Consider the following 21236-nt stretch of genomic DNA (forward strand, 5'->3'; position numbering starts at 1 on the left):
TTTCTACCACTTCGATTATACTCACGACTTAATGACTTCTTGAATACTTGCCGAAAAAGAAAAACTGCCATCGGTTTGACAGCAGTTCTTCTTCGGTTGGTATCCGTTAGGAATACACAATATCATTCAATACAATCTCATCGGCACAGGCTCGAATGTTATTCATCAATCCTATCCATCTCATCATATCCGTTGCTTTCAGTTCTTCCGTTACACCCTGCTTCTTTGCCATTTCCTTTATCAGATATTCCGCCATATCACGAGCCGAAGTATCAATTTCGGCAAGGTGTTCATATAACTTTCCGCTTGTCAGCAGATTAAAATATAGCACACGCTTATGTTCCCTCAAATATCGTTGCCGCAACCGTCCGTATTTTGAAAGGGGAGGACTTTCCTCTACTATCAGGCAGGGATAATAGTAATCTCCGATGAGTTCGTATCGGATACCTGTTCTTTCGTCTGTAATAAATCTTTGCATAGTGTTTTCTCCTTTTGCTTCTTGTGGTAAAACTCCAATGATTTTTTGTTGTGGTTTACCTTTGTACATTCATCTGAACAGAATTTCTGCTGACTGTGTGTAGGCCAGTAGGTACTGCCACACACAGCACATACACGCTGACGATAATAGTGATTGAAGAACGGTTACTGCGCTGTTGCAAAATGCCATAAATGTGTAACTCCTTGTACGATGCGCCCTAATGGGCTGATGAATAGTGAATGTCCCCCTGCATGTGCACCTGCAAAAGGGCAAAAAAATAGCCAGGTCTCCCATTTCAATCAGAAACCTGGCTATGTAAAAAGGGCGGCTCACCGCCGCCCTCATCGTTAATATTCTGTGCTCAATAGAAAATCTGCAATGTGCATACTCTTAATGCCCTGGTAATTGCCTCCGGCAAATTCATCGGTTCTTAAAACATACTTCGGATAGTTATCCCGGATTTCCAGCAGCCGTTCATATTCGCGCTTTTCTGTTTTTTCGGATTTAATCTCCTGTGTGACCTGCACATACAACCGGTCATTCTGCTTCTGCGCCACAAAATCGACCTCACCATCCGGCGTTTTTCCAATCGTCACGGTATATCCTCGTCTGCAAAGTTCCAGATACACCACATTTTCCAGACTGGAAGCGACGCTGTCTGGTGTGTAGCCCAGCACGCTGTAACGCAAAGCGGTATCGGCAAGATAAAACTTCTCCTGCGTTTTCAGAATCTCCTTTCCGCGCAGATCGTATCGAGAACAGCGATGAAGGAGATATGCTTTCTCCAGCTTTTCCAGATAGCTGTACACCGTTTCATTGTCGATAGAACGATGCTCTGATTTCAGATAATCAGAAATTGATTTTGCTGAGAATGAATTTCCCACATTCGCAAATGTGTACCGAACCACCCGTTCCAGCTGGTCGATCTTGCGAATCTGGTTTCTCTTTACGATATCCGAGAAAATCGTGGAATTATAGATATCCCGGACAATCGTATAAACCTCATCCTGTGAATACTCTCGCAGGTGCGTTGCAGGGAAGCCGCCCAAGCGGATATAGTCTGCCAGTTCAGCATGGATATCCTTTACCTGTGTATACTGCTTTTTAAATTCCAGATATTCCTGAAACGAAAGCGTATAGATACAAAAGGAAACATATCGTCCGGTCAAGTAAGTCGCTATTTCCGAAGACATCATTCTGGAATTGGAGCCTGTCACATAAAGGTCAACATCATAATCCGTTGCCAGGGAGTTTACTACTTTCTCCCAGCCTTCAATTTCCTGAACCTCATCCAGAAAGAGATACGTTCTCCCCGTTGGATTTAGCTTTTCTTTGACAGCCTTGAACATATCCTTCGCTGTCATATCCTCATAATCCATGGAATCGAAGCGCATGCTGACAATCCTCTCAGACGGAACACCATGCTCCTGTTGCAGCTTCTCCATGATCATTTTAAGGACTGTGGATTTTCCGCAGCGGCGAACACCCGTCAACACTTTTACAAAAGGTGTGTCGGTGTAGGCCATAATCTTATCGACGTAGAGCGGTCTGTCTATCATAGGAACCACCTCCATGGTTCCATAATACCGCAAGCACATAAAAAAATCAATATGTTTTGCGATTATAAACCGCAACTCACATTGATTTTCATTGACTTTTTCGGATGGTGTCGAATTCTGTTTCTTTGCAGTTTCAGAATATCGTAGTTTAACCAAAAAATCCAGAAAGCAGCGGCACCAGAGTCGTGCCGATCAGTGCCACGCCGCCAGCCATCAGCTGTTTTATCCCCAATTAGGTGTAAAACTCTGCTCGATGGCGGGCGGCGGCGTACAAAAAATCTATATGGTGTTTTTAAGAGAACCGTCCCGGCGGGACAGGTCAGGCAGTGACCTGTTCCACCTCCGGGATGGGTTTGAGATTAAAATGAATTTCGATAGAAATGTGTCTTGTTTTATCTTCGTCAATGCGCTCATGCACGACGATTTCTTTGATTAAGCGGTTGAGGGTGGCTGCGTCCAGTTCTGTAATGTTGGCGTATTCCTGAATGGCTTCCACCCATTGTTTTGCGTCATTGGCAAGCTGGACTTCATCGGACAGCCGCTTTCTGCCCTCGGACACTTTTGTTTTAAGTTCCGTCTGCTCGGTCTGTGTCTTTTCCAGCATGGTGTTGAAGTTCTGCTCACTGATACGCCCTGCAATCATATCTTCATAAAGCCGCATTACCATTTTGTCCAGAACCTCAATCCGTTCCTCGTCCCTTGTAAGGGAGCGTTCCATTGCTTCCCGCTGTTCCCGCTGCTCGGCTTCACAGGTATTGGTCAGGCGGTCAGCAACCGCTTTCCCGTCCATCAGGGCAGCTCTGGCACATTCCCGGATTTTCCGCAGCACATGACTGTAAAGGGTGTCATAATCAATCCGGTGCTGGGTGCAGTGGTTCTTTCCAAAGGCATTGTAGGTCTTGCAGGAGTAAATCTGCTGGGGATGTTTTGCGTTTGTGTAGCGTACCGTCAGAGACTTCCCACACTCGCCGCATTTTATCAGTCCGGCAAACAGGCTGATTTCATTGGTCTGCCCCGGACGCTGGCGGGATTTCAGCTTGTTCTGCACAATGTCAAAGCTCATGCGGTCAATCAGCGGTTCATGCTGTCCTTCCACTACAATCCAGTCCTCCGGCTTCTTTTCCCCAATCGTGCCGATTTTGAAACGGTAGTCCTTTTTCTGGGAAGCAATCGCCCCAGTGTAAACGGGATTCATCAAAAGGTCTTTGATAACGGAAAAGTCCCACATATACCGCCCGTTTTCCGGGTCTTTCTTTTCCCATTTGGTGCGGGTATTGCGAAGCCCCCGTTCCCGGTTCCACCATGTGGGGCAGGGGATTTTTTCTTCCTCCAGCCGTCTGCGGATATAGTTCGGACCATGACCGTTTAGGGCATATCCGAAAATCAGCCGCACAATCGGGGCGGTTTCCTCGTCAATGAGCAGATGGTTTTTGTCCTCCGGGTCTTTCCGATACCCAAACGGGGCAAGACACCCGGTAAACTGTCCTTTCTGCGCTTTCAGAAGATAAGAGGAATGGACTTTCTTGGAAATATCCTTGCTGTACATCTCGTTCAGGATATTCTTGAACGGGGCGATGTCGTTGTTATCCCGCAGGGTGTCGATACCGTCATTCATGGCGATATAGCGGACACCGTTTCTTGGGAAAAAGTCCTCAATCAAATGCCCTGTTTGCAAATAGTTACGCCCCAGTCGGCTGAGGTCTTTCGTGATGACAAGGTTGATTTGCCTGCGCTCAATGGCTCTCAACATTCTCTGTAAATCAGGACGCTCCATATTAAGACCTGTGAAGCCATCGTCCTGATAGACTGCCACAACCTCCCATCCCTGCTTTTCGCAGTATTTTTCCAGCATATCACGCTGGTTTGCGATACTGGCACTTTCGCCTTGCAGGTCATCGTCCTTTGACAGCCTGCAATAGACCGCCGCACGATAGCCCCCGGCAAGTGCTGAACCGATTGTTTTGTATTCCATTTCGTTCATCATAGCCATTTACCCACACAATCCAGACGGTATCTGGCTCTGTTGAACCTCATCTTCATTATACTTCAAATCTTTCTTTTTAGCAAGATATTCTTTTGTATTTGTTTTGCCGTATTTCTGGGAAATCAGGCTGACGAACACATCGGTGGCGTCCAGTTCCCCGTCAAATACGGTTGTCACTTCAATCTTGGTCTTATTTTTCGCCATAGGCAGTTATCCTCCATACATGAAAATAGCCAGACAGAGAACGGTCGGCAACGAAGTCCGGCAACGGGCTTCAAAAGACCTTGCAAACAATCTCAATCTGGCGTTGATTACTATTTATACTTTTCTTTTATTTTTCTGTTGTTTTGGTTGTCAGAGAGGGAAAAAGCCCGGAAATAAGGGATTTTCCCCGGCAACCGGCTCGGCAACGGGATAGCAACGAAGTCGGCAACGGGCTGTCATTTTCAGAATGGAAGCTCCATCTGCTCTGTGACCTCCACAAAACCGTCCATAGATTTTTCGGGCGGGTTGTCGGTGTCCGTTGCCGGGATTTCACGCTCCCAGCCCTTTTGTCTGCCGTATTCCGCAAACATCCTCGGATTGGAAAAGTAGTTCCACCCGGTAATGCACTGGTTCATTATCTCGTTGATTTCCCGGATTTCCCATTGCTTCGGCTCATCAAAGGTGTGGTTTAAGGCTTCCTTGTAGAGCTGCTTGGAGCAGACCGTTTCCCCGGTGTACTTATCAAGGTAAGCCTGTATCATCCCGGCTTTGGTGTCCTCCGGCATAAAATCCCGCTGGTGTTCTTTGAGATACCGCTGCATGGCTGGGCTGAATGACAGCTTGAACATGCCGCTTCGGTAAATCTCCATTGCTTCCGCCCACATCTGGCTGATATAGGCTCTGGAAGCGGCTTCGTCCTCCAAAATGTGAACCTCGGCTTGCTCCGGGTACACCATGACCGGGATAAATCGGCGGTTGCCGGAACGGTCAAGGGGGAGAAAGTCAAGGGCGTTGGAAGTGCCGCCGAACACGCATTGACGGGGGCGGTCTGCCGGGTGAGTTTCATAGGGAATTTTGTAAACCTCTTTCTGGCGGCTTAGAAAGGACTTGATTTCCTCAATGCTCTTGGCATTGGCGGTTGCCATCATTTCCGACATTTCAATTATCCAGTGACCTTGCAGCTTGCGGTACACGTTATCATCGTCCAGCTTCCGCAAATCATCGGAAAACCACTCGTCCCGGACTGCCAGCAGCCGGAAGAAGGTGGATTTGCCAGCCCCCTGACCGCCTACCAGACACAGCATGATTTCAAACTTGCTTCCGGGCTTAAATGCCCTTGTAATCGCCCCCAGCATGAACAGCTTCAAGGCTTCATAGGTGTAATCGTCCACATCAGCTCCCAGAAAGTGCCGCAGACAGAAGCGGATGCGCTCAGTCCCGTCCCATGCAAGGCTGTTCAGAAAATCCCGGATGGGGTGGTACTTATTCTCATTCGCCACAATCCCGATGGCGGTTTCAATCTTTTTCTCACTGGTAAGCCCGTAGGTTTCCTCCAGATAGAGAAGCAGATACTTCATGTCCGTATCGGTCAGGGCTGTGCTTTCTCTGTGAAAACCGATGGGCTTTATGATGTCCTTGCGGTCGGTCAGGATGTTGTAGGCGATTGCCCCGGCAAGCACAGGGTCACGCTGGAATACGGTCAGGCAGTTCCGTATGCTCTGGCGGACGCCGCCTTTCTCGGTGGTTTCCAGAGTTGCCTTTACTTCCTCAACGCTCTGGGGCGGCTGCATGGCGTTCATGGTGTTTTTTAGTTCTTGCTGCGTCTGCGGCTGCAAGCTCTGCCATTCGCTGTTCAAGCTGTATCACATCCTTTCCGTAGTCCATAATCAAAACCGCTTTTTCCTCTGTCTCCCCGAACAGCAGCACATCCAGCAGATATTCCACATGGGCTTGCTTCTGCAAGGCTTCCACGAACCGGGGATGAAACGCTTCCTCCGGGGAGTGCGGGGCATAGTCGGTTTTCCATACCCGTAAGAGGTGTAGATAATCGGCAAGGACACGGAAGCAATGTGCCTTTGCTTCCCGGAACTGTTCTTCCGGGGATTTCTGCCGGGGCTTGGGCTTCCTTGCCCTGCCCGGTGGCTTCCAGTCCTCATAGGCAAGCCCGAAGTCACTCGCCAACTGTGCGGCGGCTTCCTTTTTCCCCAGCCCGTACAGGGCAGCTACAAAATCAATCACATCCCCATCTGCACCACATCCGAAGCAGTGGAAACGCTTGTCCAGCTTCATGCTGGGGGTCTTATCGTTGTGGAACGGGCAGCAAGCCATCCCGTTTCTGTTTACCCGGATTCCGTAATGCTCCGCAGCCTGTCTTGTCGTAACGGACTGCTTCACAGCTTCAAATACATTCAAATCAATTCCTCCTTGTAAAAAAGAAAAGGCACTTATCATTCTCAATCTGAAAATGGCAAGTGCCTGTTAAAGTTCCATATCCTGTTGTTTGTGTTTCGTCTGCGCCGGGGCGTTTTTCTGTGCTTTCTTCTCGTCAGCCTTATCCTGCAAGACTTCTTTGAGGGGCTGCTTCTTGGGCGGCTCTTTGCTTTCCTCTGTGCCGGGTGTGGCTTTCCGTACCCAGTAGCGGATGTCCCGCAGCTTCTTCAAATCTTCCTGCACCTCGGTCAACGGTACTTTCAAGTCTGCGATTTCGCCCACAAGCTTCGCCTGTTCCTGCAAAAGCTCCTTTTTCGTGCTGTCCTTATCATCCGGGTGCTTGGCAAGGTAGGCACTGGCTTTCTCAAACCGGGCAACCTCCGGGTGTTCCAGCTTGAATTTTTCCTTAGTTTTCTTGAAAAATATCTTCTGGTATTTCTCATAAACGGGCTTACATTCCTTACAGTCCGTCCGGGCGGCAAGGATAGCGTCAATCACGTTGCTGCGGGTTTCCTTTGGCTTCATCTGCTTTCGGTAGTCGGCGGCAGATTTCCCGGACGTTTCTATAAAGTTTTCCAAATCCTCCACGGTGGAAAGTCCCTTTCTCTGAAGATAGGACAGGGCTTCGCTGACTGCCTTTAAGTCTTTGGAAGTTCCACGGTTTTGTCCCGCCCGTGTCCAGTCGCTCCGTTCTGCCTTTCGTACCTCCATGTACTTCATCAACAGATTGGGAAGAAATACCGCTTCCTCCGCAGCTTTTTCCGCAAGCAGTTCTTTTCGTTTTTCACTAAGCTCGATAATCCAGCCTTTGAGATTTTTAATAAGCTGCCGGATAGACTTCATCAGGCTGTTGGCGGCTTTGATTTCCCGGTTCAGATTTCCGATGTTGGTCTGAATCCCTCGCTTTTCCATCTGCCGGACAGCAGCACCCTCATGGACGGTAGGGATAATATCAAGCCCCTGTCTTTCATAAGAACGGAGATCCACCCGCTCCGGGCGGTTGTTGGCTTCCAGATAGCGGTTCTGGATGATCTCCCATTCATGCCGCCAGATTTCACAATACTTGCGGTCGTTCCAGTCAACCGTATCTTCCTTGTGACTTTTCCATCTGCCGGACGGAAGTTTTATCCGTTCCCCGTTCTCGTCAAGGTCATAAACCTTGCGGCTCTTGGGAAGCCATTTCCCATGTTCATCCATTGCCCGCATAGTCAGCATGACATGAGCGTGAGGGTTTCCGTCCCCTTTGTCATGGATGGCAAAATCCACGCACATTCCTTTGGAAACAAACTGCTGATTGCAGAAATCCCGGACAAGGGCGGCGTACTGGTCGGGCGGTATCTCTCTGGGAATGGAAAGCACCCACCGCCTTGCAAGCTGGGAGTTCCATTGCTTCTCAACAGCTTCGGCGGCGTTCCATAAGGTATTGCGGTCTGCATACTCTGGCGGGGCATTTGCCGGGAGCAGGATTTCATTATGGACGATACCACGCTTTTCTGGGTAGTGCTTCACTTGCTGGTCGTATTCACAGAACAGCTTTTCGCCGCTTTGGTAAGCAGCGGCGGCAACAGCAGACTGGCGGTTGCTACGCTGGACGATGGAGATTTGATTGTGTGGACAGGGCATTTAGTGTTCCTCCTTTCCGATTTTAGGTATAAAAAAAGCAGGAGACCTTTTTCAGATTTCCTGCTTGGTGTGCCGCTGGGGGCGGCGGGTATTTAGTTAAAATTCAAGATTACTTAACTTTATAATAGTTTTCTATTGCCTGTGCAAAGAAATCAGAAGCCCCTTCACCGTATTTTTCGTCTATCATTGGTTTGATTTGTTCATTGCGGTAATACTGCGTCTGTGCCATCATAAAGCCTTTTTCTTCTTTTATCTGGGCAAGCTGTTTCATAACAAAGCCATATTCTCCAACAAGCTCTTTTACTTCAAAAGAATCTATGTCACAATTCTGTTTTGCAATCAGTTTTTGCAAAATCGCTTCTATCCGTTTGTTATAGCTTTCTGCAACTTCTTTGCTGACGGGAGTTCGGGCAACAGACAGAAACTTGTCCTTTCCACCATACCATTCAACTACCTTTGCATAGCCTTTCTGCATTTCTTCCGAAGATACGACTTCCATATAATGCTTTTTCCATTGTTCAATGCTACCAAATTCTTTAATTGCAATGTTTCTCATATTCTCCGGCATATGCTCAAGCATGGTTTGGAACATTTCTTCTACTTCTGTTTTGGTAAAAATTGTAAAATCCATTTTGTTCTCTCCTTTCAGAATGTCATCAATGCTGGCAATCAGACGTTCCATTCGTTCTTTCTTTGTTACCAACATTTTTCGCTGTACTTGTAGAATCTGATTTCTTTCAAGAGCCGGATTGTCCAAAACAGCTTTGATTTCTTTCAAGGAGATATCAAACTCACGGAAAAATAAAATCTGTTGTAATGTTTCCAGTGCCTTATCGTCATAAAGCCGGTATCCCGCATCACTTTTTTCTGTTGGCTTTAACAACCCGATTTCATCATAATAGTGAAGCGTGCGAACGCTGATACCTGTTAAATCTGATATTTCTTTTACTGTCCTCATAGCTGCTGATCTCCTGTTCCTGATAAGGTAACTTTAATCTATGACGTTCCGTGAGAGTCAATAGGCATTTTCATTTTTTAGTATAACATTTTTCATTTCTTCTCAAAAGACAGAAAACTGATTCTGTAAAACTTGTCGGCTGGGAACAGCTTGCAACGCAAGGTGTCCCCAGATGGCAAGTCCACAAAAGGGTAGCTGGCGAAAGCCAGCGCAGGGGAAGTGTAGCGTCCCCTGTTTGATTTGGAGCAGTCCGTGGCTGCGGAAAATCACAGCCCTCCGGCGAGGAGCCTTCGGAGAACGCAATGCACCAACCTTTGGGTGGTGTATAATTGCGCCCTTAGTAAACTAAGGGGTTTCCAGCTTCTCCCGTTCCAGCAGTTTTTTCAATAGTTCCTGCGTGTCCTGCCTGTGAAAAATGAGTTTCAACAGCAGCATGACATCATCATCTGTCAGGCGTTCCGGCTCTTGCAGAAAACTTTCCAGCATACCGCCACGAGTACAGAGCCGATGCGTCCGTTCCTTTCGGGTAAGCTGCTTCAACTGGTGCTGCAATGCCTTTTCATCATTGATGGCTTTCCGCAGTTTCTTTTCGCTTTTTTCCAACTCCCGGTTGAGCTTTTCCAGTTTTGAGGTATCAGGCAAGGGCAGCGTCCTCCTTTCCCGGTATCAGCACATAAATCCTGTTTGGTTCTCCAATGCCCTGACGCACCCGCATGATAAGTCCGGCGGTTTCCAGTTCATTCAGAGAACGCTTGACCGTCATGGGGCTGCGGGACAGGACTGCGGCAATGGCTGTGATGGGGAAGCAGACAAACAGGATTCCGTTCTCGTCCTCCTTCCCTTTGGATAGCATAGCGTCCAGCATCCGGCAGTACATGACCTTTGCGGTGCTGCTGACTGGAAATCCTGTCAACGCTCTGGGAAATGGCATACAGGGCGGTAATGGTGTGTCTATCGTCATAAATTCAAAATTCATTCGGTGTGTTCCTCCTTTTTCTTTGCTCGTTTGGATAAATAACAGGGGCAGTCAATCACAACCGCCCGGAAGCTCTGCTTGCACCCATGCTGGCATTTCCGGCATAATTCGTTGTAAGTGACACGCCCCCGGTCATTGAGGTAAAAGGAAAGCTCATGCTTCCTCTTTTTGCTCATTCTCGGCATATTGTGTTTCCTCCCGTTTTAGTGTATGGTCTCGGGGCGATTTTCGGCAAAATTACAGCCATAGAGCCGCTTAAAATCTCCCGAAGTATCAGCGATAGGGTAGACTATCCCCCTATCAGATTGTCGTGTTTCGGTATCATTTCGGTGTCAGTTCGCCAGTTCTCCCCGGTGTCGTTCCTCCCCTGAATCTCACAGCGGCGTATCGCTCCCTTTGGTACGCTCGTTTCGGTCAGGGTTCCTCCATATCCCTGCCAAAATTCATGGCGCTACATCGCCGGGGAAGCATATCCCACACAGGCTGGTCATTCGATTGGAATAATCCATCGATGAACTACCTGTATCATAGAACATTTTTGTGCCCTGTGCCGTATGTCCACAAAGTAGGAATTAAGGGTAAAAATCAGAAATTTCCACGATTACGGAAAGTGTGATATAATCCAGATAAGCGGCAGCAATGAAACCGTTGGAAAGGAGCGTGTGCCCATGAAAGGAGCAACAAGCATACAGGAACGCCTTTGGGAACTCCGCAAGGACAAAGGCTTAAATCTGGAAGAACTATCAAAACTAACGGGTATTTCTAAATCAGCCCTTGGCAGTTATGAAAAAGAAGATTTTAAGGAAATCAATCATGGCAACCTTATCACGCTGGCAGACTTCTATGGGGTTTCCGTCGATTATCTGCTGTGCCGGACAGAGAACAGGGAGCAGATCAACACGCCACTGACGGAGCTGCATTTGAACGATGAAATGGTTGCACTTCTGAAAAGCGGACGGATCAACAACCGTCTGCTCTGCGAACTTGCCACCCATAAGGACTTTATCAAGTTTCTTGCGGACATTGAGATTTATGTGGATGGGATTGCCACCATGCAGATTCAAAACCTCAACACCCTTGTCGATACTGTCCGGCATGAAATCATAGAACGGTATCGCCCTGGCGAAGATGACCCACATTTGAAAGTGCTGCAAGCCGCCCATATCAGTGATGATGAATATTTCAGCCACATGGTTCTGGATGACCTAAACCTGATTATCCGGGATATTCGGGAAACCCATAAAAAGGATAGTGAGAGTGCGCCCCAGACCACTGTTGCCAATGAACTGAAAGAAAATCTGGAAGCGGTCGAAAATTTCAAGGGCAGCCGTTTGGAAAAACTGGCAGTGCTTTACTGCAAGCAGCTCGGTATCAACTATAAAAATCTGTCAGATGAAGAATTTCGCTGGCTTATTCGGATTCTCCAAAAATCAAAGAAAACGGGAACGCCTATCAACCAGAGGAAAAAACGGTAAAGGAAAACCGCTGTTGCATGGTTTGTTGGATTCCATGTAGCAGCGGTTTGTGCTGTGGTTATTACTTCATTCGTTTTCTTAATATTCGGCGATAATTTGTTTCTCCCTTTGGTGCGTCCTGTATAATTTCCAACACACCATCTTCAAGCATTTTATCAATGCGATTGGAAATCCATACATCACTAATTCCAAGTTGATATTTTCCTAAAACATTACCTATGACAATAGCCATTTTGAATTGCTCTGGCTGTTCCGCAATTTCACGAAGAATGAAACTATCATATATATCTTCTGAAACGCTTTGCAATTTACCATTTAACATTGCACGCAAAGGTGCATTTTCATTTTGAAGTTGATTCCATTTCATAGCACAAGCTGAAAGAAATACAGGATTAGCTTTCTCTTGTAGAGTTATATAGTTTCCCCATTCGCCAGGAGAGACCTCGCCCCATGCTATTTTGGATGTCATAGTATTTTCTTTTCCATATTCCCATGTAGGTAACTTAACCAAATAAATTGTTGTCTGGCAGTTTAAGGGTTGAAGTTGTTTCATAAGCCAATACATACCACAAAGCTCATCTGGATTATAGCTATACCAAATGCGAATTTCTTCCCCAGCTACATATCGTTCAATCACTGAGGTCAATGTAGTTTTAATTTTCTGTATTTTTTCTTCAACCTGATAATCTAAATCCTCTACAAAGCAGACAGACAGCATTTTCTTGAAAACATTTTTCCGCTGTTCGCCAATTCCATTATCAGAAATATCTCCCACACTAAGAGCCATATCAAAACAATAAACATCACAGCTCTTGCCTCCCAATGGAATAGCATTCTCCCAAGCAATGCGTTCTTGTTCCTGTGCTTGAAGCTGTGCTTTTTTCATTTCATCTGAAGATGGAACACTCCCGTCTTCATGCCTCATAAATATTGAAACAGCACTTCCTCTATACTTTCCCTTGCCGTAAGTTTGGGCAATTTTCAAACTTCCACAGGCACTTTCACCAAATACAATTTCAATCATCTTATATACCTCCGATTTAATTGCTCCCGTTATGAATAAATCATCTCATGCAAAACAATTTCTTCTGCCCGGTTATGAATGTTATTGCAACGCTGCACCCATTCCATTTGGTGGGTACGCTTCAATTCCTCGGTTACGCCCTCGGCAGTTTTCATCTGCTCCATGATGGTGTCTAACCGTTCCTGTGCCTGTTCGTTCAGGTCTGCAAGATATGTCCACAATTCCCCGGTCAGTATCAATGTATTCAATCTGGCTGGGTGGACTTCCCTTAAATATTCCCGGTGCATCCGTCCGTACTTTCCGATAGGGCGGTGTTCCTCCGGCAGTTTCAAGTCCGGGATGTAATAATCTCCGACAAGGATATAATCAATTCCGTTTTCCGTTATTCTTGGTTTCAATTCGCTCATGTTCCTTACCTCCTGTGGAAGCAGGCTCGTCTGGTACTAACTCAATCACATCGGTAATCTCACAATTCAGCGTTTCGCAGATACGGGCTAATGTATCCATGCTGATGTGCTTTCCCTCTTTGCTCATGTTGGCAATCATATTTGTTGTCATACCAGCGGCAAGCCTTAAATCCTCTTTTCTCATATCACGCTCTAACAGTGTGTGCCAGAGTGGTTTATAGCTGATGTGCATATTGTTTTCCTGCCTTTCTATCCATACCACCGGGGCGGCTGCCCCGGCAGGAACTTTTCTCTTATTATAGCACCAATCTTGTGAAATCACAATTTATTCTTGTAGCCTGCCGCTGATACCGTCTGGATTGTGCTCTTCCTTTCGTTTTTTGTTCCAACTAATTAGCCATGAACTGTTTCATGCCCTGAGACTTGGCACCGGATAGCGATAGGTAATCCTTTGAAGTTATCTCCGGATTTTCCCCCGCTCCACACCGTGCATGCGACTTTCACCGCACACGGCGCTCCATCGAATTCAGCCATCCAGGGCTTTTAAACACAACTTACACACTTCGTTACAGCATTAAATTCAAAGAATAATAGGTGGCATTTCTGCCATAATACGAAGTTTGTTAAGCTTTTCTATTTGTTTATTGTCAAGATTTAAGGATTTCAGGTACTTCTCAATCGTAAGTTCTGAAGAAGCATGGATAAGGATATGAACCGCTTTGCTGACAAGAATAAGATTTGCGTATTCATCCGAACCGCCATTGCTAACCGGCACTTTATGGTGGCAGTGAATATCGTGGGAATCCATCGGAATTCCTGTCACTGCACATTTACCATACTGTGCCGCATACAAAGAAATACGGTTATCCGCATATTCAATGGTTCTGCCCTTTACAGGATTTCTTATCAGCCATAACATTGTCGCTGTGTCGATTGCAAGATTCTTATGAATCTGTTCCCGACCTTTGACCGTATATTTATTGATGGATTTCCTTTTATGCTGGGCATTCTTTGACTGGACATATCCCAGTGGAACCACCGGACGTCCATGAAGGAACCTCATCTGTCTGCTTGCTCCATACTTTTCTTTAATGAACCCATTTCTGAGCTGTCCCTTTTTGGATAAGTCTCCTTTCAGTCTGTTTCTGAGCTGTTTGTTGATACTGAAGGCAAGTCTGCTGAAGTCATGGGATACTTCTGTAGAAATACAATAGTATTCATGAAGTCCGGCAACTACAGAGTTATATTTCTGAAGCTGCATGAACTGAGCATTATCATCTGACGAATGAGCCAGTTTCTTTACTTCTTCCGAGACTTTTTCATGAGCCTTTTTGTATGCTTTATCGCTCATATGAGACCGAACCACATATTTCTTATCCTTTTTACGAACTTTCAGCTTGAACCCGAGAAAATCAGAATTCTGTCTTTTGAGATTTACTACTTTGGATTTGTCAGGGCTGATTTCCAGTCCCAGCCTGTCCTTTAGCCATAACTCTGTTGCCTTGTATGCTCTGACAGCATCCTCATGTGTTGCGCAGAAAATTTTAAAATCATCTGCGTACCGAACTGCATGCATCTCTTTTAATCTGCTCCGGCGCAGAGCCCTGTAAGCGTGGCTCTTAATTTCTGTTCCCTGCGCATTGCTCCTCGTTTTGAATTTTGTTTTTGTTGGCATCTCCTCCCATTGTGAGGCAATCCACCAATCCAGTTCATTCAATACGATGTTTGCAAGCAATGGCGACAAAATACCGCCTTGCGGGGTACCCCGTGCGGGATATGTTTTCTTCCCATCTGGCAGAACAACAGGTGCTTTCAGCATCTCTTTTATAATGCATAACAGCTTTTTGTCCCGGATTCCCAATGCCCATATCTGACGAATCAGCTTTGTATGGCTGATATTATCAAAGAAGCCTTTAATATCGAGGTCAACCACATGGTACAGATGCTGTACCTGTATCAGCCTCATGCATTGCGCAATAGCAGTCTCAGCGGAACGGTTCGGGCGGAACCCGTTGGAGTTCTCACTGAATTTTGCTTCACATATCGGTTCCATGACCTGCAAAATACATTGCTGTACGATCCGATCTACGATAGTTGGGATTCCCAGAGGTCTGGTCTTTCCATTGGGCTTTGGTATCTCCACTCGCCTTACGGGTCGTGGATGATAATTACTGAATTGTTTCCGTATGAGATGGACGTATTCTTCCTCGCTTAACTTTGCGAGGTCGGCTATCGTCCTTTTATCCACTCCCGAAGTATCACTTCCTGTATTCTTCTTTATCGTTCTATATGCAAGCTTGATATTTTCTTCACTCTCGATGATTTCCGTCAGATGGTTGAAGGTTTTATCTTTCTTACTTTCTGCATACAGCCTGTCAAGAGTACCTTCCATGTCGTAATACTCTGAGTTGCGGATTTTTCTCTGTTTACTTTTCCTTTCTTGCTGCCCCGAAGTCAACACAGGCATCCTCTCCCTTCGGTTTGGATTTTCTTTGTCATACTCGAAGCTGTGTTTGTTGTGTTTTCATTTTCTTTGCTGAATTCGACTTGTGGCTATCCCTCCACCGCTTACTTATTCACGGCTTCACAGGTACTGTGCCACTACTCTCACTGGAATAAAGAATGGTTATTGCCCTCTCGCGAAGGTATTCCCATCCACCACATCACTGGCTTGCAACCGCCTCCGTGTTCCCAGCTTTCCACGTTCCGATATTCCTATCATTGGATATCTTTAGGTTCTTCCTCTAAGCCTGTATCTGGTCATGCATAACCGCACCGCCTGTAACGATGCATGGACTTTCATAACAACCAATTTTACTCGCCCACAGATACCACCATGAAAGGTGTACTGCCTTTCGACAGCATCAACGTTTAGACTCGTACATTCAGAATTTCGTCAGTATTTTCATACATTCTCACCATGGATATCCGACCCCCGGCATATAGGCAACACCATCCACCTCTGGACAGCTTTCGTGTCTGGTCTGAAAACCAGTCTTACGGTTGCTCTCTGCCGACTTCACCGAGCTCTATAAACTTTTGGAGAGAGCCGTTGCATGCTCCCCGCCATTCGGAGTATTAGGGTGGCGCTTCGGGACGTTACCCCCTCATTTCACCAATCGGAATATCAGTTCTCCAAAGTTTCGGGCTACAATTGCCCTTCGACTTTGTGCGTAAGCTTTTCACTTACGAACGTGTCGCACGGTTGTCGTTGCCGTAGCCTTCCAGCAGGTTGATGGCTCCCCAGATGCCGAGACCGGCACCCAGTGCGATGACGAGAGTCTGAAGAACTGTTACTGCGCTGTTGAAAAATGCCATAAATGTGTACCTCCTTGTACGTTGCGCCCTTATGGGCTGATGAATAGTGATTTTCCATCTGCATGTGCACCTGCAAATGGGCAAACATATAGCCAGGTCTCCAATCCCTATCAGAAACCTGGCTATGTAAAGAGGCGGCAGCTCGCCGCCTCTTCTTATTCTGTTGCCAGCAGCGCACCCATGACATCTTCGTCACCGGAATAAACTTACTTGGCATGATCTGCGTCAACCACTTCGTACTTATCGCCGGGCTTGAGCTTCAGCCGATGGTCGAGAAACGCCTCGATGCTGAATGTGTTTTTCTTATCAGCTCCGGCAGTGAGCTTGTAGTTCGGATGCTGGGTCAGATCGTACTTATCTGACTCAAACGGCCTGACACCGCGTAGCTGCAAAATGCACTTTCCGCCATCCAGCACAGCCAGTTCATCCACCGAAGCCAGGTCATGCCCAACCTTTTGGTAATTAGTGCCGTAAGATGGGCTGTTGCCTCTGGTATCGGAAGTGTTGTACAGATCAATCGTTTCTTTCCCCAGTGCCTGATTCAGCTCTTTTAGCGTAGTCGGCTCCGAACCGCCAAGGAAAATACGGGAATCCATATTGCCGATGATAGTATCAGCATTGTCCTTGTAGATCGCCTTCAGCTGGCTCTGCGCCTGAAGTACCAGACATGCCGAGATTTCTCTTGATCGGATGGTGGCTACCAGCTTTTCCAGATTCGGAATCTGACCAATGTTCGCACACTCGTCAATCAGACAACGCACATGCACCGGCAACCTGCCGCCATAAACATCATCCGCTTTTTCGCACAGCAGGTTAAACAGCTGTGTGTAGATCATGGAAATCAGGAAATTAAAAGTCGGGTCTGTATCGCTCATAATGAGGAACAGAGCCGTTTTCTCATCTCCCACTGTATCCAGGGACAGCTCATCATACATGGTGATATCACGAACTTCCTCAATATCGAAAGGAGCCAGCCGTGCGCCACAGCTCACCAGAATCGACTTTAAGGTCTTGCCAGTAACAAAATGTCAATAGTTTTTTAATCACTTTTTCAAAAAAGGCAAAAAAATAGAACGTATAGTTAATTTCCATACGCTCTATCTCACATTTCATATTAAATTTTTGAATTCTACAAACTTGGAGTTGTATCATCACTTATCTTTATCTTTTTTTGAAAAAATAAGACTGCCAGATATGCCAAAAGATATACCCAGACATATTCCAATTCCGGCCATGCTATTTAATGAGTTTATGAAAACAATGCTCCAAAGTATTGCTGCGACTATTCCGATAGTGACTCCTATAATTATCTTTTTGCTTTTCATAAGCTTTGTCCTTTAACTCCCGATTTTACTTTGTGACTATGACTTTTCCTTCCGAATCCAGAAGAGGTGTAATACTGGCTCCATATCCGGACTTCCAACAAAGGTAATTAACTCCCGTCTCTTTATCTACAAGAATTTGGCGAACTCCTTCATCCTTAAGCCCACCTCCATCTCTAAATATAACTTCAAATCTTTTTTCTTTCTTTGCCATGTTTATTCCTCCTTTTTTCAAGCGTTAAATCCCGATTTCCTTGATTCTGCAAACTTTATCGTCTTGTTCCATTCTTATCAAAATTCTTTTTTAATGCTATTTCTGTTGGGAGAATAGACCCAATTAAAGGAATAAGTTGAACACCACAGATAATTCCTCCCATACTCCCAACACAATCTTCATTTTTTCCGATTACTAAAAGCATGAATATTACTGTTATTGGCAACATAACCATTCCACAGACATACCAGACTTTACCACAATATTTATGAGCAAATTCCCATGTGTCTTTATTCTTCATAGACATCGAAGTTCGATATCCAAATACTGAATTTATTTCCTTTGGAGCCTTTTTCATAAAATATCTTCCAAAACCAATCATCGTAAATGGAAGAAGCAAATCCATAATCAACATAAAAATCCAAAACTCCATTGTAAATCTCCTTTACTATATTTCGTTTTTATTCTTTTTTGTGAAATTCTTTCAAATTTAATTCACGTTTCAATTCTTCCTCTGACGGCAGATAGGTGAAATATTTCGATGCAAATATCTGGTGATTATCTTCAGGAAGCGTATATTTTACAATAGAATCTCCCTTATCTGCACAAAGTACAATCCCAATAGGCTGCGTATCTCCTTCATTCATCATTTCACGAGTATAGTAATTCACATACATCTGCATTTTTCCTAGATCCTGATGGGTCAGTTTACCCATTTTCAAGTCAATGAGAACGAAACATTTTAAAATATAGTTGTAAAATACCAGATCAATAAAAAAGTCCTGTCCATCCAATGTAAATCTTTTCTGACGTGCTACAAATGAAAATCCTCTTCCAAGTTCCAAAAGGAAATGTTGAAGATGATCAATCAATGCCTGTTCCAAATCTCCTTCATATACATGTGTGTCAGGCTGAATCTGCAGAAATTCCATAACATAAGGATCTTTCACTATTTTCTCATATTCTGGTTTTGGCTCTGTTGTTTGAATTTCATTTGCAACCGCTATCTTATCCTGGCTTGCTAAAATACGCTGCTAATACATCGTATTGATCTGCCGTTCCAGTTGACGAACACTCCATGCTGCTTTTGCACATTCTTCCATATAAAATCTTCTTGCCTGTTCATCATTTATACGCATCAAGACACGATAATGTGACCAGCTCAATTCAGGACACAGTGTGTCTCGAATTGGAAAAGTGCAATAAAACTGCCTCATCTTACGAAGATTCGATTTATCAAAGCCTTTTCCAAACTCTGCGGTCAGCTGCTCAGAAAGATATTCCAATAATTTCTTTCCGTATTCTGCACGATCATTTTCTCCACATGCTTTAAAAATCTGTTCTCCAATTTTCCAATAAGTTGTTACCATAGCAGAATTTACCGCTGTGCTTAAACGATGTTGTGCCGACACAATAGAATTACGAATAGAATGATAAGTCTGTTCTGCATTTTGATTTTTTTGTAAATTATAATCCATGCTCTTTACTCCTCTGAATTTCTAAAATAGAACTTACTGTTCTTCTATTGATTCAATATTTTCAATCCGCATCAGCTTAACTACCTGCTTATCTTTTTTCTCTGTATAGCAAATTTTTATCCATTCATCATCTGCGTCTATTATCTTGCAGGATAATTCAGTTTTTCCCGCAAAACTAAAAATGAACTCTGATCTGATAATACATTGTTTTCCTACAAGATCATTAATCAGCTTTGACATATATGCCACTCCTCTCTGCTTTTTCTCCAATCGTTTTACTTTCGTTTCTAAACGCTTTACTTTTCCCGGATACGCCGAATAACAAAGTAACAGCAACAATGCTACAATTCCAAACCATTCCATATTATTCTCCTTAGCAAACTTAACGCTAGCATGGCATTTCTTTTGCTATATATAATATAACCTATCCAACACAGTCTTTCAATTTCTTTGCACAGCACCTACCTCTTCTCATAAATATTTTTGTTTTCCCTGAACTCTTTGTTTCTATCGTTGCAATAACTTTCTCCGCTGGGTATAATAAAAAAGAACTTTCTACAACCTCAAAGGAGGGATTTCTATGATAGAACAGCTCATTGCTGAAGCAACCGAATGTGATTTCAAAGTTGCACTTGAAATAAAGAAACCCAAAAGCTAGTTAAAAAGTGTCAGTTCCTTTTCTAATGGAATCGGCGGAACTCTGTTTTTCGGAATCTCTGATGACAGGAAACCTATTGGCTTGTCCGATGTTCAAAAGGATGCTGAGGCGATCAGCCGCTTAATCAAAGAACGAATCACACCATTACCTCAGTTTATCTTAAAACCATTACAGGAAGATGGTAAAAATCTATTAGCTCTGGAGGTTTCTCCCGGCCGCAGCACCCCATATTATTACAAGGCAGACGGCGTGATGGAAGCATATATCCGTGTTGGAAATGAAAGCGTAATTGCCCCTGATTACATTGTGAATGAATTAATCTTAAAGGGAACCAATCAGTCCTTTGATACCCTAACAACAGACGCGGTAAAAAAGGATTACAGCTTTACACTTCTGGAAGCAACCTATCTGGAACGAACCGGCCTCCGCTTCGAGCCATCCGATTATGTCTCCTTCGGTTTGGCTGACAAAAATGGGTTCTTGACCAATGCCGGAAAGCTCATGACCGATCAGCACACAGTTTATAACTCCCGTATGTTCTGTACCCGGTGGAATGGCTTGGAAAAAGGCTCTATCTTTGATGATGCGCTGGACGATAAAGAATACGAAGGGAATCTGATTTATCTACTGAAAAGCGGCAGTGAATTTATTCGCAATAATTCCAAAGTCCGTTTTGTCAAAGAGGCACAGTATCGTGTAGACAAGCCGGATTATGCTGAACGAGCTGTGACAGAGGCTCTTGTCAATGCGCTTATCCATCGTGATTATATTGTGCTTGGCAGCGAAATCCATATTGATATGTTTGATGATCGGGTGGAAATCACATCTCCTGGCGGTATGTTTGGCGGCGGCTCAATTCAGGAATACGATATTTACAGTATTCGTTCCATGCGACGAAACCCTGTGATTGCTGACCTGTTCCACCGCATGAAGTACATGGAACGCCGTGGAAGTGGTCTGCGCAAAATCGTCAGTGAAACCGAAAAGCTGCCTGGATACACAGAGGCATATAAGCCCGAATTTTCCTCAACAGCGACAGATTTCAGAGTCATCTTGAAAAATGTAAACTACAACTTAGAGGGTGATACCCACCAAGTTACCCACCAAGATATTGAACTATCAACGATGTCCAAACAGATTTTGGCTTTTTGCACAACACCAAAATCCAAGAAAGAGCTTGCAGTATTTTGCGGCTTCAAAGATTTAAGAAACTTCACTTTGAAGCATATCAATCCGCTTTTAGAATCCGGGCAATTAGAAATGACTATTCCCGATAAACCTAAAAGTCGCAATCAAAAATATATTACAGTTCGTTCCGAATAAATTATACAAAAAATTACCGCTTAC

22 protein-coding genes and 4 pseudogenes are annotated in these 21236 nt (G+C 44.9%); 2 read left to right on the forward strand and 24 right to left on the reverse strand.

The genetic code is table 11. The annotated features are described in order from the left end of the window. Positions 1-106 precede the first annotated feature (106 nt). The 12 genes and pseudogenes from I2D69_RS10225 to I2D69_RS10280 form a co-directional block, all read right to left on the reverse strand. The gene (locus tag I2D69_RS10225) at positions 107-478 is read right to left on the reverse strand and encodes a TnpV protein (protein WP_173769856.1); all 372 of its coding nucleotides are present in this window, start codon (positions 476-478) and stop codon (positions 107-109) included. Between the two features lie 347 nt (positions 479-825). After that, a complete protein-coding gene (locus I2D69_RS10230; RefSeq protein ID WP_195379856.1) occupies positions 826-2037 on the reverse strand; it encodes an ATP-binding protein in 1212 nt (403 codons plus the stop codon). A gap of 148 nt (positions 2038-2185) precedes the next feature. After that, positions 2186-2266: pseudogene (locus tag I2D69_RS10235) on the reverse strand (Maff2 family mobile element protein); the annotation flags it as partial. Between the two features lie 90 nt (positions 2267-2356). Continuing rightward, positions 2357-4027 carry a recombinase family protein gene (locus tag I2D69_RS10240; RefSeq protein WP_195379857.1) on the reverse strand — a complete coding sequence of 557 codons (1671 nt, stop codon included), beginning with the start codon at positions 4025-4027 and terminating at the stop codon, positions 2357-2359. After that, a complete protein-coding gene (locus I2D69_RS10245) occupies positions 4028-4225 on the reverse strand; it encodes a hypothetical protein (protein ID WP_002595176.1) in 198 nt (65 codons plus the stop codon). A 242-nt stretch (positions 4226-4467) separates the two neighbouring features. Next, a complete protein-coding gene (locus I2D69_RS10250; RefSeq protein WP_008394605.1) occupies positions 4468-5805 on the reverse strand; it encodes a virulence-associated E family protein in 1338 nt (445 codons plus the stop codon). After that, complete coding sequence (locus tag I2D69_RS10255) at positions 5774-6418, reverse strand: CHC2 zinc finger domain-containing protein (protein WP_025544160.1); 645 nt, start codon at positions 6416-6418, stop codon at positions 5774-5776. The genes I2D69_RS10250 and I2D69_RS10255 overlap by 32 nt, the downstream gene beginning before the upstream one ends. 66 nt (positions 6419-6484) lie before the next feature. After that, entirely contained in the window at positions 6485-8059 is a 1575-nt protein-coding gene (gene mobQ, locus I2D69_RS10260) for a MobQ family relaxase (RefSeq protein WP_025544159.1), read from the reverse strand. 109 nt (positions 8060-8168) lie between these two features. Then, complete coding sequence (locus I2D69_RS10265; RefSeq protein WP_025544158.1) at positions 8169-9017, reverse strand: MerR family transcriptional regulator; 849 nt, start codon at positions 9015-9017, stop codon at positions 8169-8171. Between the two features lie 345 nt (positions 9018-9362). Beyond that, positions 9363-9659: a DUF3847 domain-containing protein gene (locus I2D69_RS10270; protein WP_117628259.1), complete on the reverse strand. Its 297-nt coding sequence runs from the start codon at positions 9657-9659 to the stop codon at positions 9363-9365. After that, positions 9652-9993 (reverse strand): DeoR family transcriptional regulator, encoded by a 342-nt coding sequence (locus tag I2D69_RS10275; protein ID WP_005924748.1) that lies wholly within the window; start codon positions 9991-9993, stop codon positions 9652-9654. Before I2D69_RS10275 ends, I2D69_RS10270 begins: the two co-directional genes overlap by 8 nt. Then, positions 9990-10178, reverse strand: coding sequence for a hypothetical protein (locus tag I2D69_RS10280; protein ID WP_117536679.1), 189 nt, complete (start codon positions 10176-10178; stop codon positions 9990-9992). The genes I2D69_RS10275 and I2D69_RS10280 overlap by 4 nt, the downstream gene beginning before the upstream one ends. Positions 10179-10661: 483 nt before the next feature. Between I2D69_RS10280 and I2D69_RS10285 the strand changes: the two genes are divergently transcribed. Further along, positions 10662-11468, forward strand: a complete 807-nt coding sequence (locus I2D69_RS10285) for a helix-turn-helix transcriptional regulator (RefSeq protein ID WP_005924756.1) — start codon at positions 10662-10664, stop codon at positions 11466-11468. A gap of 61 nt (positions 11469-11529) precedes the next feature. On the opposite strand, the gene I2D69_RS10290 is transcribed toward I2D69_RS10285, so the two are convergent. From I2D69_RS10290 to I2D69_RS10340, 12 genes and pseudogenes are all read right to left on the reverse strand, one after another. Then, positions 11530-12492: a DUF3658 domain-containing protein gene (locus I2D69_RS10290; RefSeq protein ID WP_005927687.1), complete on the reverse strand. Its 963-nt coding sequence runs from the start codon at positions 12490-12492 to the stop codon at positions 11530-11532. Between the two features lie 29 nt (positions 12493-12521). Next, complete coding sequence (locus I2D69_RS10295; protein ID WP_005927690.1) at positions 12522-12899, reverse strand: TnpV protein; 378 nt, start codon at positions 12897-12899, stop codon at positions 12522-12524. Beyond that, entirely contained in the window at positions 12859-13131 is a 273-nt protein-coding gene (locus tag I2D69_RS10300) for a helix-turn-helix domain-containing protein (RefSeq protein ID WP_002593556.1), read from the reverse strand. Before I2D69_RS10300 ends, I2D69_RS10295 begins: the two co-directional genes overlap by 41 nt. Before the next feature lie 348 nt (positions 13132-13479). Further along, entirely contained in the window at positions 13480-15366 is a 1887-nt protein-coding gene (ltrA, locus tag I2D69_RS10305) for a group II intron reverse transcriptase/maturase (RefSeq protein WP_062807140.1), read from the reverse strand. Positions 15367-16103: 737 nt separating this feature from the next. Next, positions 16104-16217, reverse strand: a pseudogene (locus I2D69_RS10310) (Maff2 family mobile element protein); the annotation flags it as partial. A gap of 206 nt (positions 16218-16423) precedes the next feature. Continuing rightward, positions 16424-17233, reverse strand: a pseudogene (locus I2D69_RS10315) (VirD4-like conjugal transfer protein, CD1115 family); the annotation flags it as partial. Between the two features lie 135 nt (positions 17234-17368). Further along, positions 17369-17542 (reverse strand): hypothetical protein, encoded by a 174-nt coding sequence (locus I2D69_RS10320; RefSeq protein ID WP_187565451.1) that lies wholly within the window; start codon positions 17540-17542, stop codon positions 17369-17371. A 25-nt stretch (positions 17543-17567) separates the two neighbouring features. Next, positions 17568-17753, reverse strand: a complete 186-nt coding sequence (locus tag I2D69_RS10325; protein WP_187565450.1) for a DUF6440 family protein — start codon at positions 17751-17753, stop codon at positions 17568-17570. 55 nt (positions 17754-17808) lie between these two features. Beyond that, positions 17809-18186 (reverse strand): SdpI family protein, encoded by a 378-nt coding sequence (locus I2D69_RS10330; protein ID WP_161276517.1) that lies wholly within the window; start codon positions 18184-18186, stop codon positions 17809-17811. Between the two features lie 28 nt (positions 18187-18214). Then, complete coding sequence (locus tag I2D69_RS21015) at positions 18215-18703, reverse strand: PDDEXK nuclease domain-containing protein (protein ID WP_330608443.1); 489 nt, start codon at positions 18701-18703, stop codon at positions 18215-18217. An 84-nt stretch (positions 18704-18787) separates the two neighbouring features. Beyond that, entirely contained in the window at positions 18788-19231 is a 444-nt protein-coding gene (locus I2D69_RS21020) for a DUF1016 N-terminal domain-containing protein (protein ID WP_330656033.1), read from the reverse strand. A 33-nt stretch (positions 19232-19264) separates the two neighbouring features. Then, a complete protein-coding gene (locus I2D69_RS10340) occupies positions 19265-19594 on the reverse strand; it encodes a hypothetical protein (RefSeq protein ID WP_015515227.1) in 330 nt (109 codons plus the stop codon). Positions 19595-19811: 217 nt separating this feature from the next. On the opposite strand from I2D69_RS10340, the pseudogene I2D69_RS10345 reads away from it, so the two are divergent. Further along, positions 19812-21212: pseudogene (locus I2D69_RS10345) on the forward strand (ATP-binding protein). Positions 21213-21236 lie beyond the last annotated feature (24 nt).

Source organism: Ruminococcus sp. D54t1_190329_F1, assembly GCF_015551645.1.
Classification (GTDB): domain Bacteria; phylum Bacillota; class Clostridia; order Lachnospirales; family Lachnospiraceae; genus Blautia_A; species Blautia_A faecis.